Genomic DNA, 12,656 nt, shown 5'->3' on the forward strand with positions numbered 1-12,656 from the left:
AAGGCTGCAGGCCTACAGGTTTCGTGCAGCGAAGGCTACGGCGAGTTCGAGGACGGTGCGCCCCTCCGGCACGGCTCCGGCGAGGACCGGAAAAGCGTGCACCTGCCCCTTCCAGACGTGCGTCTCGACGGTGCGGCCGGCGTCGACCAATTTTCGTGTCATCATTTCCACGTCAGGGCGCATGAGCTCGTACTCGGCGGTGGAGAGAAACACCGGCGGGAACGCCGACGGATCGGCGTCGATGGGGGACGCCGAACCGGGAATGGCGTCCGGGCCGTTCAGCCATCGATCCTCCAGCGCAAGTACCTGTTTCATCGGCAGGTAGGCGTCCTTGTTCATGAACTTCCGCGGATGGTTCTTCAGGTCGAGGTTCAGCAGCGGCGAGAATCCGATGACCGCGGCCGGTGGAGTGAGGCCCTCCAGCGCTGCGATCTCGGCGACCTTCATCGCCAGATATCCACCCGCGGAGTCCCCGGCGACGACGATCTTCTTGGGATCGGCGACAAGGTCGAGTGCGGCCCGGTACGACGCCATGGCGTCGGCGATGGATGTTCCGATTCCGCCGTGGGGAATCTGCCGGTACTCGACGGAGTAGACGGGAACGCCGGAGCGAGCAGCGATGGTCGCGCAGGCAACACGGTGGGTGGCGAGGCCGCAGAACACGAAGCCACCGCCGTGGAAGTACAGGACCGTCGCACCGTCGAGCGAGCCGGACGCAGGGCGAGGATGCGTCGTCTTCTCGCACGGAATGCCGCCGAGCGAGACTTGTTCGATCGTGACGCGCTTCGGCTTGGGCATCTTGTCCACCGCGCGGTCGACATGTGCAATGGCTTTGATGCCGCCGTCGGTGAGGGGCCACATGCGCAGCGTCGGCTTGAGCGTCAGTCTCATCGCGTAGGACAGAAGTCGTGCCTGGCGGCTGACGTCGTGATGCCACGTAAGAGTGTGGGTCATGCGTCGAACATCCTCTCGCGGGTGAGACCGGACATTGTGAGGCTAGCAGTAGAAGGAACGGGTTCCAGTTGGGGTGTGTCCGGCAATGATTGGCATGCACTATCGTGATCGACGTACCCGAAAAACCGGTTCTAGTTGGCATGACGACGACTGCTGGTACGAGGAAGGTTTTCATGGACGAGGACGAGGGCACGACGCCGAGGCGTCCACGCCGTCGAGCTGTGCGAGCGGCGGGCCCGGTGGCCGGCGCGAGCGCACCGGCGCAGCGCGAGACCCCGATCTCGCCCCCGCACGAGTCCGATCCCACGCCGTCGTATGAGCCCAAGCCGTCTCGGGAGCCTGAGGTCGAGGCTGAGGGGCCCCGGGCGACTGAGGATGCCCCTGTGGACGCTCCCGCCCGTCGTCGAGGCGTCCTGCTGACGGCTGCTTTCGTGGTCGTCGTCCTGGCCTTGGTAACCGCGGGGGCGTATCTCTTTGTCGGCCTGCGTGCTTCGAACTCCGACGATGCCCGCGCGGAGAGGTTCGTGCAGACGGCACGTCAGACTGTCCTCAATCTGACGACCATTCACCCGGATTCGGCTCAGGCCGACGTCGACCGGTTGCTCGCTGGTGCGAGTGGCGACTTCAAAGCGGAGTTCGAAGGACGCGAGGGGCCGTTCGTGGAGGTCGTCCAGCAAGCCAGAGTCGATTCCAACGGTGAGATCATCGAAGCCGGAATCGAGAGCAGCGCAGACGATTACGCCGAAGTTCTGGTTGCTGCGCGGGCGATGGTGCAGAACTCGGACGCGGAAGAACCCCAGCCGCGGGACTTTCGGCTCCGCGTCAGAGTCGTCGACACCGATGGCGTCATGACGGCGTCGAGAGTGGAGTTCGTACCGTGAAGAAATTGCTTGCGGTGTTGCTGGTCGTCGCTCTGGCTGCGGGTGTCGGTGCCTTGTATTACCAATACCGACAGACTCAGCAGGTCGAGCAGGCACGCACGGAGGCAGTCGACGCCGCCGGTGCCCAAGCGCTCGCGATGTTGGCCTACGACTACAACAGCGTCGATCAGCAATTGAGCTCCGCTGCAGAAGGATTGACGGGTGACTTCAAAGACGAGTATTTGGGGCTCATCACCGATGTGATTGCGCCTGCCGCGAAGGAGAAGTCGCTGACAGTGCAGGTCACGGTGCAAGGAACGGCCGTTGTCTCCGCAGAACCGGACGCCGCGTCGGTACTGCTGTTCCTCAATCAGATCACCACGAGTTCCGACGCCCCGGACGCCGCCAGCAGCGGCAGCCGGGTGCGGATGAGCCTCGAGAAGGTCGACGGGCGCTGGCTGACGAGCAACTTGGAGCCCATCTAGTGGTGCGGTAAAGCGTCCGCCAGTGCACTTAACCGCGCCACTGGGGGCGGAGCCCCTGTGTCACCTGGGGGGCGGAGCGGTTACCTCGACGTCGCCTGACTGTCCTGCGGCGGATCGGACAGCGCATTGAGGAACGCCCGAGCCCACCGGTCGACGTCGTGGGCCAGAACCTGACGACGCATCGCGCGCATGTGGCGTCGACCTTCCTCCGCCGGCTGTTCCAGCGCAGAGATGATGGCGTCCTTGACGCTGTCGAGGTCGTGCGGGTTGCAGAGGTACGCCTGTCGCAGTTCGGCTGCAGCGCCGGTGAATTCGCTGAGTACGAGTGCGCCGCCGAGATCGCTGCGGGAGGCGACGTACTCCTTGGCGACCAGGTTCATGCCGTCGCGCAGCGGGGTTACGAGCATGACGTCCGCCGCGACGAAGTAGGCGATGAGGTCGTCGCGGGGTATCGGGCGGTGCAGGTAGTGAACCACTGGATGGCCGACCTGCCCGTACTCGCCGTTGATGCGTCCGACCTGCTGTTCGATCTCGCCGCGCATCGCCTTGTAGCTCTCCACCCGTTCCCGGCTGGGAGTGGCGAGCTGAACGATGATGTTCTGAGCCGGGTCCACGCGGTCCTCTTCGAGGAGTTCGCGGAACGCATTGAGTCGGACGTCGATGCCCTTGGTGTAGTCGAGGCGGTCGACTCCGAGCATGATGCGCTTCGGGTTGCCGAGTTCCTTGCGGATCTCCTTGGCCCGGTCACGGACGGCCTTCGACCTCGACTTCACATCCAGATCGCCCGAGTCGATGGAGATCGGGAAGGCACCGACTCGAACTGTCCGGAACCCGACCTGCACCGAACCCAACCTCGAGCGAATTCCGACGCTTCCGCGTGAGGTGACCTGCCCGGCAAGGCGCCGAGCCAGGTACAGGAAGTTCTGCGCCCCGCCGGGGAGATGGAAGCCGATGAGGTCGGCGCCGAGGAGACCCTCGACGATCTCGGTACGCCACGGCATCTGCATGAACAGCTCGACCGGTGGAAAAGGGATGTGCAGAAAGAAGCCGATGGTGAGATCCGGACGGAGCATCCGCAGCATCTTCGGGACGAGTTGGAGCTGGTAGTCCTGGATCCATACCGTCGCGCCCTCGGCTGCCGCAGCCGAGGTGGTCTCGGCGAAGCGCCTGTTGACCTCGACGTACGCGTTCCACCACGCCCGGTCGTACACCGGTTTGACGATGACGTCGTGGTACAGCGGCCACAGGGTCGCGTTGGAGAAGCCCTCGTAGTAGTCGGCGACTTCTCGCTCGCTCAGCGTGACCGGGCAAAGCTCGAGCTCATCCTCGACGAACGGCTCGACCTCGACGTCGGGGACTCCCGGCCAGCCGACCCATGCACCCTTGTTGGCACGAAGGATCGGCTCCAGTGCAGTGACAAGACCGCCTGGGCTGCGCTTCCATCGGGTGCTGCCGTCGGCCGATGTCTCCATGTCGACGGGTAGCCGGTTGGCTACTACGACAAAATCCGAGCCCTTCGAGGCGTCAGCCACTACTGTCCTTTTCGTTCATCGATCTCGAGAATGAAGCGAGTCAGTCGACTTTCGCTGTGGGTTCGATACCCAACATCGCCAGAAGCATGCGGCACTCGTCCGCATCCGTTGCGTAGGCAGCGACAACGCGCTGCGCCTGGCTGGCGGTTTCGTCGGCGAGAGGAACCAGATCCTCGTCGGCAATGTCGGTGTCGGTGGTCGTCTTGGCGGCCATGATCTTCTCCGTCTTCCTTCGTCGGTGTCGACTGCGGGAGCCATGTCGCTCGTCGCGCCCCGACTCTATGAGAATTCGCTGCCCTCACGCCACTTTCTGCTGTCGGCGGCAAACAGAACGGGCGGATGGTTTAGGGTCGGCTAATGTCCTTTTCTTCTCCGGCGACGTGATGCCGACATCCTCGAACGCCACTTCACCGTTGACGGGCAGCTCGATTCTTCGCCGGACTGTCATGCGTCAACGAGCGCGAATGATCATTTCTTCGCTGTTCTTCTGCGTTCACCAGTTCTGCGAGACGATGGTTCCCGTCGCGATCGGTCTCATCGTGGGCAGGGCGATCGACACCGGTGACGGCAGGGCGATGATCGTCTCGTTGTTCGCGCTGGCGGGGTTGTTCGTGGTGTTGTCGTACGCGTACCGCTTCGGCGCTCGCATCATCATCGTCGCGATCGAGCGTGAGGCGCACATGATGCGCGTCGAGGTCGCAAGCCGGGTGCTGCACCCCCGGGGCGTCCGCACCGACCTGGTCTCCGGTGAGCTCCTGACGGTGTCGACGTCCGACGCGGAAAAGACGTCCTGGATTCTCGACGTCATCGCGCGGACCGTCGCCGCGATCACCGCGACCGTCGTCTGCGCGGTCGCGTTGTTGATCATCGACATTCCCCTCGGTCTCGCGGTGCTTCTCGGAACGCCGGTCATCATGTATCTGCTGCAGCGCGCGGCACCGCTCCTGACGCGCACCGCGACGACACAGCAGGCCGAGGTCGCCCGGGTATCGGGGATGGCAACCGACCTAGTCAGCGGTGTTCGGCCACTGCGCGGAATCGGCGCCGAGGGTGCGGCATCGGCTCGGTTCGACGAGTCGAGCGGAAAAGCGTTGACCGCCACCATGAAGATGGCAAAAGCCAACAGCATCTACCTCGGATTCTCGACGACGGTCAGTGCTCTGCTCTCCGTCGGGATCGCGGGCACCGCAGGCTTCTTTGCTCTGCAAGGGCGTATTTCGGTGGGGGAGCTGATCACGGTCGTCGGACTCTCGCAGTTCGTGATCGAGCCGTTGACGACGATGTCGCGCTTGCCGGGGATCGCGGCGATGGTACGAGGATCGGCGGACCGGCTCGCGCTGGTACTGGGCGCCGACCATGTTCTGACAGAGGGCGGTTCACAGGTGCCGACGGCCACCGACGTCGCCGTGAAAGGTGTCACCTACCGCTCACTCGACGGGTTCGACATGTCGGCCGCGCCGGGGGAACTGCTGGGCGTCGTCACGCTGCGTGCACAGGACGGCGAGGCGCTGGCGTCGGTGCTGTCCGGGCAAATCGGTGCCGACGACTACCTCGGCACCGTGACGATCGGGGGCGTCGGAGTCGGCGAACTCGGACTTACCGAGGCACGCCGGACCGTTCTTGTCGAACCGCACAACACCGACTTGTTCGCAGGGACGGTGCGCAGCAATGTCATCGCCGGACGCGATCGCGCCGATCATGAACTGGACAGGATCCTGGCGGCATCGGCTGCCACGGATGTCGTCGCGATGCACGAGAGCGGGCTCGATCATGCCGTCACGGACCGCGGAGCGTCGCTGTCCGGTGGCCAGCGTCAACGCGTCGCGCTCGCAAGAGCACTGTCGGTGTCCGCGCCGGTGCTCGTTCTGCACGACCCGACGACGGCCGTCGACGCCGTCACCGAGCACGCCATCGCCGCTGGGATCAAGGAACTGCGTCATAGGGGTGATCTCGCGCAGACGACCGTGCTGATCACGACGAGTCCCGCGTTGCTGGCGGTGACCCACCGGGTGCTCGTCGTCGACGCTGGACGGGTCGTCGCCGAGGGCACACACCACGATCTCGCTGCGAACGACGAACGCTACCGGGAGACGGTCCTGCGATGAGCACACCCGAATTGCTTCCCATCGCGACAGGCGCGCGATCCTGGGCGTTTCTGTCCGGCGAGTTGAAAGGGCGACGGGTCCTCGGGCTCGTCACACTCGTCATTTCTGCTGTGGCTGCGGCGATGTCGCTCGTGCCGGTCTACGTGTTCGGGGTGCTGGTCGACCGCGTGACCGAGGGAGCGCCGACGTCGACGATCGTCTCCGTGGTCGCCATCATCACCGTGGCCGCTCTCGTCGGTGGCGTGTTCACTGCGCTGAGTTCGTACCTGATCAGCAAGCTCGGCGAGGGAATTCTCGCATCGTTGCGTCAGCGAGTGCTCGGCCGTGCGTTGCATCTTCCCGTCAACACCCTCGAACGAGTCGGTAAGGGCGACTTGTTGTCTCGTGTCGGCGACGACGTTGCAGTCATGGCGAAGTCGATCGGTGAGGTCATCCCGAACATCGTTTCGGCGTTGCTGTTGGTGTCGCTGAGTGTCGTGACCATGCTGAGTCTCGACTGGCGGCTCGGCCTCGCCGGTATGGTCGCGATTCCGATGTACGTGCTCGCGTTGCGCTGGTATCTGCCCAGGTCTGCGCCGATGTACGCCGCGGAGCGTGTCGCGATGGGTGAACGATCGCAGGCGCTCATCAGCAGCATGCAAGGCGCCCGAACCGTCCGAGCGTACGGACTCGAGCAGGCCCACCTGGCCGAAATCGACGCGGCGTCGGGCAAGGCTCGAGACATCGGTATCACGGTGTTTCGGTTGTTCACGCGCTTCGGCTCTCGCAGCAATCGCGCCGAATGTGTCGGCTTGTCGGTGATTCTCGCCGCGGGATTCGTGTTGGTGCAGGACGGCCATGTCTCGGTCGGTGAGGTCACTGCTGCGGCACTGTTGTTCCACCGGCTGTTCAATCCCATCGGAATGCTGATGTTCTCGTTCGACGACGTCCAGTCTGCTGGTGCGTCTCTCGCGCGGCTCGTCGGTGTCATCGATATGCCCGACGAACGTTCCCGCGGTACCGGAGCGACGCCGACGGACGGGACGCTCGAGGTCACCGGACTTCGGCATTCCTACGACACCGGCCACGAAGTACTGCACGGAATCGATCTGACGGTGCACGCAGGGGAAACTGTTGCGCTTGTAGGGTCCACTGGTGCAGGCAAATCCACCATCGCGGCGATCGCTGCCGGCTCCATCGATGCAACCTCGGGGCAGGTCCGCATCGGCGGGGCGAGCCTCGATGAGCTCGGTGCCGACGGTCTGCGTCGTCACATCGCGATCGTCAGCCAGGAAGTGCATGTGTTCGCAGGCAGCCTGATCGACGATCTGCTGCTGGCGGCGCCGGACGCGACTCGCGACGACGTCCGGGCCGCACTGGACACCGTCGGCGCACAGGAATGGGTCGACGCGCTCGCCGATGGCCTCGATACGCAGGTCGGGGAAGGCGGGCACGAGCTGACCTCGGCCCAGTCGCAGCAGCTCGCGCTCGCACGGTTGGTCTTGGCGGACCCGGCCGTTGCTGTCCTCGACGAGGCGACGGCGGAAGCGGGCAGCTCGGGTGCACGGGACCTCGAAGCGGCGGCTGCAGCAGCAACGCGGGGTCGAAGCACGCTGGTCGTCGCGCATCGGTTGACTCAGGCTGCGGCCGCCGATCGGGTCGTCGTCCTCGAGCATGGCCGGATCCTCGAACAGGGCCCGCACGACGAGCTCGTCGCCGCCGGTGGGCGGTATGCGGAACTCTGGTCGGCGTGGGAGGGGCGCTGACCGGAGGTAGGGACCTCGCGGAACACTGCCGGTTCCACCTGATTCTCGGGGGCCATTCCCGCCCCTCCCGCCGAGATCGTAGCTTCGATCTCGGTAGGGGGACGTGCCCCAGCGGTCAGGCGGTGCGTTGTCGTCGGCGGTGGTAGCTGGGGATGGGTTGTCGGTGCGGGTCGACGGCGGCAGGTGGGATGGCCTGTGGGTGTCCGTCGTCGCCGAGGACGAGTTCCCAGTCTCCGTGGTGGATGGAGCGGTGGCATCGCCCGCAGACCAACGCCGAGTTGGTCAGGTCTGTTGGTCCTCCGTCGGTCCAGTATTGGAGGTGGTGGACTTGGCACCAGCCTGCGGGTCGTCCGCACATGACGCAACATCGATCTCGTGCGATGACCGCTTGCCGTAGTTCCGGTGGGGCGAGGCGAACTTCTCGGCCCATCGCCAGGGGTACGCCGGCGCCGTCGACGATGATCGGCGTCAGGTCGGCATCGCAGGTGAGGAGTTCGGCGAGTTGTCCGGAGATCGGTCCGGTCCATTCCATGTCGAATGGCCATTCGCGATCGAGCGGGCTCCCGTCGCCTGCGGTGTGGTGAGTGCAGGGGCGTTTGAGGAGGTCGGCGAGGTGGACGATGAGGTTGACGCGGGCGGGTGCGGTGAAGGGTGACCCGCGTCCGCCGGCGAGGTGGCGGTCGAGGATTTCGGCGAGGCCATCGGCATTGCGGCGGGCGGGGGTGCGTGGGTCGAGGGCGCCGCCGGGTCCGGGTGTCGGTGCGGTCAGTGGGGAGAGGGCGGTGCGGAGTTTCTCGGCGGTGAGGGTGTCGAGGTTGCCTTCGACGCGGCTACGTCCGTCGGGAAGTTGGAAGATCTTCAGGACGTTCAAGGCGGGGTTCTCTGATGCTGCTGGTGGGCGGGGTCCGTCGGGGAGATCCAGCGCGGGATCATCACCCGGATTGGGTCCATCGGTGTCGTCGGGGCGTGGTGTGGGATCAGGTGTGCCGCGACGTTGGGCTTTGTCTTCTGCGGCGCGTCGGGCGGCTTCTTCGCGTGCTTGCCGTGCTGCGGCTTCGCGTCGGGCGGCGTCGTGGCGGGCTTGGGCGTCGGCTGCGGCGGTGTGGGCGAGTTCGCGGGCGCGTGTGGTGACGGTGGAGGCGAGGGAGCGGGTGGCGACGTCGAGGAGGGTCGCGATGTGGGCGTCGAGGGCGGTGTTGTCGAGGGTGGGGTCTGCGGTGTGGATGAGGGTGTGGCCGTCGGCGATGGCGCTGGCGTGTGCGTGGTGGATGGTGGCGTCGGTGAGTGCGTCGGCGACGGTGGGGTGGTGTGTGAGCCAGTAGCCGAGGCGGATCTGGTGGGTGGACTGGGCTTCGCGGGTTCGGGTGGATTTTGCGTGCCAGTAGGCGACGGAGGAGTAGCCGAGTTTGAGGGCGAGGCCGCGGCGGTCGGATTCGGCGAGTATCGCCAGTTTCGATGCGGCGAGGGAGGATTCGGTGGCGTGGATGTGGGCGAGTGCGGACACGAGCTCCTGATCGGAGAGCGTGTGTGCGCTCTGGAAGTCCCCCAACTTCTGCATGCCAGGAAAGCTACAACCCACCACCGACAAAAACTCCGCCGCCGATCGAGTGGTCGTCCTCGAGCACAGTAGTTGCCGCGTGACTCTCATGCGCCCGGCAGGGAGCTGTGCACCCGCACCCCGGATTCGCCGGCCGAGATCTCGGGCCGCAAGACGAACCGCTCGTCGTAATCTCCGCCGTTCTGCTGTCGGAATGGAACCGGTGCATCGGTGAACATCGAGTCGAGACGCCTGTGCAGTAGAGATTCCGCCTCCACATACCCCTCGGCGGTGATTCGGTCGGCGCTTGGAACCAAGACCGGTGGCAGCACGGACATGCCTGTGTACCAGAACAATCCGTGTTGGATCGGGAACAGTAGCTCGTCCAGCGAACCGTTGATCCCGCGCTCGGACACCGTGTGCTCACTGCCGCCCATACTCGTGACGATCAAAGCGCGCTTGCCTGCCATCAGGCCGTCGCCGTAGCGTCGCGTGCCGCCGGTGTCGCGTCGGATTCCGTAGCCGAAGCCCTCGATGAACACTCGGTCCACCCACCCCTTCAGAATCGCAGGCATCGAGAACCACCACAGCGGAAACTGCAGCACGACGGCATCTGCCTGCCGCAGCTTCTTGTGTTCATCCGCGATGTCTGCGGCGAGGGTTCCGTTGCGGAGAGCGTCCGAGGATGCGGTGTCTACATGCAGGCGGCGGGTTGAATCGTGGCCGTAGTCGGCCGCATCGACAACGGGATTCCATCCCATCCGATACAGGTCGGACTGCTCGACGGTGTGCCCCGACGACGTCAGGTGCGTTACTGCCGCGTCCCGCAGCGAGCCGTTGAGCGAGCGAGATTCAGGATGCGTGAAAACCCATAAAATGTTCATGACTCGAAGCCTGCCGGGATTCGGTTCACCAAGACAGTGGCCGACAGGACAACATGTGAAAGAATTCGGCCATGTGCGCGCACAAGGTGACGGTGTTCGTCCGCGACGGTCTACTTGCGATGGAGTTCGGCTCGGTCCACCGACTGTTCGGGCAAGCCAGGTCGGAACAGGACGAGCCGCTCTACGACGTCGTGACCTGCACTTTGGCGCCCGGGACTGTTCGCACCGACTCGGACGTGGATATTCACGTCACCAAGGGCGTCGAGGAATTGGCCGATGCCGACACTGTCATCGTGCCGGCATCGGACGTCGACTACGGGTCTTCGCGGCTCGACGTCGGCGGCATCTTCGACGCGGTTCCGGCAGGCGCCCGTATCGCCTCGATCTGTACCGGATCGTTCGTTCTCGCCGCGGCAGGTCTGCTCGACGGTAAACGGGCCACTACGCACTGGAAGTCGGCAGAGCAGTTCCGCGCACTGCACCCCCAGGTGCTCCTCGAGCCGAATGTTCTCTACACCCACGACGGCAACATCCTGACGGCCGCAGGTGAGGCGTCGGGAATCGATCTGTGTCTCTACATGATTCGTTGTGATTTCGGTTCCGCCGTCGCCAATCAGGTGGCGCGGGGAACCGTCGTGCCGCCGCATCGCAGTGGTGGGCAGGCCCAGTACATCGACACGCCGGTGCCGCGGACGACCACGACGTCGACGGCGGATGCGCAAGCGTGGGCGGTCGCGAATCTGGACAAGCCTTTGAGCCTCGAACTACTGGCATCGACGCAATCGATGAGCGTGCGCACGTTCACGAGGCGATTCGCTGCTGAAGTCGGCATGTCTCCGGCGAAATGGATTGTGCAGCAACGGTTGCACCGTGCCCGAGAGCTACTCGAGAATACCGACAAGACAATCGACCGGGTCGCCGCCGATGCGGGGTTCGGTACCGCCACCTCGATGCGTCAGCAGCTGATGGCCGAGATCGGGGTCTCCCCGAGTGCGTATCGCGCAACTTTCCGTGGTATCGGCTAGTTTGTCGGTGCCTTCGTGCACCATGTCGTGCAGTCGACCGCGGGAGTCGGCTTGAACGGAAGGGGGCGGGAATGTACGAAACTTCACGGATTACGCAGACGTGGCCCGTGCGTTGTTGGCTCAGCACGATGACGCAGATCTCCAACCCGCACCCAGGTTGAGTGCGGGTCAGCGAATGTTGAGACGGCTTCGACTGGCGGCAACGACGCCGGTCTCCTGAAGTGAACTGAGGAAGAAGCGTCCCCGCGAAGGCGCTTCTTCCCCAGTTGTACAGCGCTCGTTCAGCTGTCCGATTCCTTCTCTGCCAGGAACAGCTTCTCGATCCTGGCGGCCTCGGCCTTCTTGTCCTCGGCGTCCTCCTGGTGCTCCGCGGCGTCGGCGAGTTCTGCCTCGGCCGGGGCTGCGGCGGACCGCTCCACCTTGTCGATCTGTTCCTTCTGCTTCTTCTCGGCATCGCGAGCGGCAGCAGCACGAGCGGCGGCCGCATCGTCGGCCTTCTTCTTGTCGGCTGCGGCCTTCTCCTCCGCCTCCTGGGCGGCCTGCTGCTTACGCTCCTCGGCTTCGACGCGGGCCTTCTCGGTCGCTTCCTTGGCCGCGTCGGCTGCGGCCTTGCGCTCCTTCTCGGCGGTCTCGCGGGAGGCCTTCAACTTCTGCGCGGCCTCTGCTTCCTTCGCGTCGGCTTGGGCTTCCAGCCGTTGCGCTCGGGCCAGCTCGTCCGCGTGATGCACCTGCTCGGCACCTCGATGCTGAACATTCTTGTCACCGAGAAGTGCGCCGACCTTCTGGTCGAGGGTGCCGACGGTGCGCTCGTACACCAGTCGTGCGGGTGCCTCGGTGTTCATCGAGTGCACGACGTTGTTCTCGAACAAATCCAGCGGAATCCGCACGAGCTTGTACTGGAATCTGAGGATCGAGATCGGGATGTCGATGAGGTTCATTCTCGGAAAACTCCTAGGTATGTATGGAAAGTCAGGCGTTGCGACGAGCACGCTCGGCCGCGGCACGTGCTGCCTCGGCCTCGGAGACGTCGTTGCTGTATTCGACGACCGCATCCAACTGGTCTTGCGAGGCGGCTGCGGCGTCGGCCTGCCCTTCGGCGACGGCTTCGATCTGCTCGGCCCGGGCGTCGACCTCGGCGTCGACGATCTCGGCAGCAACAGCGCGGTCCTTCTCCTGCTCGGCAGCGATTCGTTGCGCCTGCTGTGCGCGGCGGGCTTCGTCCTCGGAGGCGCGGGCGCTTTCTTCGGCGGCAGCCCGCTGGTCGTCCGCGGCGTTCTTCACCGAGGAAAGATCCTCGCCCGCTTGGGCGGCCTGGGTCTCGGCCGCCAGCTCGGATGCTTTGGCTTCTTTCTTCTCACGGGCCTGCGCGGCTTGGAGTTGCCCTTCGGTGGTGAGCGAGTCGTTGCCCGTCACCGCGCCGACGACCTCCTTCGCCTTGCCCTTGATGCCGTCGAGCAGGCCTTTTCGGGCTTCCTGCGATGCATTGTCGTCAGTCATGTGCAGTACTCCTAGTGCATACGAAAATTGAG

Annotated in this window: 12 protein-coding genes; 5 read left to right on the forward strand and 7 right to left on the reverse strand. The window is 64.8% G+C overall.

Annotation, left to right across the window (positions count from 1 at the left end; all coding sequences use genetic code 11):
• Positions 1 to 12: 12 nt before the first annotated feature.
• Positions 13 to 954, reverse strand: coding sequence for an alpha/beta hydrolase (locus tag WDS16_RS26325; RefSeq protein ID WP_338889014.1), 942 nt, complete (start codon positions 952 to 954; stop codon positions 13 to 15).
• Between the two features lie 173 nt (positions 955 to 1,127).
• On the opposite strand from WDS16_RS26325, the gene WDS16_RS26330 reads away from it, so the two are divergent.
• Together WDS16_RS26330 and WDS16_RS26335 are read left to right on the forward strand one after the other, a co-directional pair.
• A complete protein-coding gene (locus WDS16_RS26330; RefSeq protein ID WP_338889016.1) occupies positions 1,128 to 1,835 on the forward strand; it encodes a hypothetical protein in 708 nt (235 codons plus the stop codon).
• Complete coding sequence (locus tag WDS16_RS26335) at positions 1,832 to 2,299, forward strand: h domain protein (protein WP_422395723.1); 468 nt, start codon at positions 1,832 to 1,834, stop codon at positions 2,297 to 2,299. Before WDS16_RS26330 ends, WDS16_RS26335 begins: the two co-directional genes overlap by 4 nt.
• An 80-nt stretch (positions 2,300 to 2,379) precedes the next feature.
• Here the strand turns inward: WDS16_RS26335 and WDS16_RS26340 are convergent, their stop codons facing one another.
• Together WDS16_RS26340 and WDS16_RS26345 are read right to left on the reverse strand one after the other, a co-directional pair.
• The gene (locus tag WDS16_RS26340) at positions 2,380 to 3,831 is read right to left on the reverse strand and encodes a trehalose-6-phosphate synthase (protein WP_338889018.1); all 1,452 of its coding nucleotides are present in this window, start codon (positions 3,829 to 3,831) and stop codon (positions 2,380 to 2,382) included.
• Between the two features lie 40 nt (positions 3,832 to 3,871).
• Positions 3,872 to 4,045 (reverse strand): hypothetical protein, encoded by a 174-nt coding sequence (locus WDS16_RS26345; protein ID WP_338889019.1) that lies wholly within the window; start codon positions 4,043 to 4,045, stop codon positions 3,872 to 3,874.
• Positions 4,046 to 4,295: 250 nt separating this feature from the next.
• Here WDS16_RS26345 and WDS16_RS26350 point away from each other — a divergent pair, with 250 nt between their 5' ends.
• Entirely contained in the window at positions 4,296 to 5,936 is a 1,641-nt protein-coding gene (locus tag WDS16_RS26350; RefSeq protein ID WP_338889020.1) for an ABC transporter ATP-binding protein, read from the forward strand.
• Positions 5,933 to 7,681 carry an ABC transporter ATP-binding protein gene (locus WDS16_RS26355; RefSeq protein WP_338889021.1) on the forward strand — a complete coding sequence of 583 codons (1,749 nt, stop codon included), beginning with the start codon at positions 5,933 to 5,935 and terminating at the stop codon, positions 7,679 to 7,681. The genes WDS16_RS26350 and WDS16_RS26355 overlap by 4 nt, the downstream gene beginning before the upstream one ends.
• 115 nt (positions 7,682 to 7,796) lie before the next feature.
• Here the strand turns inward: WDS16_RS26355 and WDS16_RS26360 are convergent, their stop codons facing one another.
• On the reverse strand, positions 7,797 to 9,239 hold the full coding sequence (locus WDS16_RS26360) for an HNH endonuclease (RefSeq protein ID WP_338889023.1): 1,443 nt from the start codon (positions 9,237 to 9,239) through the stop codon (positions 7,797 to 7,799).
• Between the two features lie 86 nt (positions 9,240 to 9,325).
• Positions 9,326 to 10,102, reverse strand: a complete 777-nt coding sequence (locus WDS16_RS26365; RefSeq protein WP_338889025.1) for an NAD(P)H-dependent oxidoreductase — start codon at positions 10,100 to 10,102, stop codon at positions 9,326 to 9,328.
• Positions 10,103 to 10,173: 71 nt separating this feature from the next.
• Between WDS16_RS26365 and WDS16_RS26370 the strand changes: the two genes are divergently transcribed.
• Positions 10,174 to 11,127 (forward strand): GlxA family transcriptional regulator, encoded by a 954-nt coding sequence (locus tag WDS16_RS26370; RefSeq protein ID WP_338889026.1) that lies wholly within the window; start codon positions 10,174 to 10,176, stop codon positions 11,125 to 11,127.
• 281 nt (positions 11,128 to 11,408) lie between these two features.
• Here the strand turns inward: WDS16_RS26370 and WDS16_RS26375 are convergent, their stop codons facing one another.
• Together WDS16_RS26375 and WDS16_RS26380 are read right to left on the reverse strand one after the other, a co-directional pair.
• Positions 11,409 to 12,065, reverse strand: coding sequence for a hypothetical protein (locus WDS16_RS26375; RefSeq protein ID WP_338889027.1), 657 nt, complete (start codon positions 12,063 to 12,065; stop codon positions 11,409 to 11,411).
• Between the two features lie 31 nt (positions 12,066 to 12,096).
• A complete protein-coding gene (locus WDS16_RS26380) occupies positions 12,097 to 12,624 on the reverse strand; it encodes a general stress protein CsbD (protein WP_338889029.1) in 528 nt (175 codons plus the stop codon).
• Positions 12,625 to 12,656 lie beyond the last annotated feature (32 nt).

This window comes from Rhodococcus sovatensis (assembly GCF_037327425.1).
GTDB classification, from domain to species: Bacteria; Actinomycetota; Actinomycetes; order Mycobacteriales; family Mycobacteriaceae; genus Rhodococcoides; species Rhodococcoides sovatense.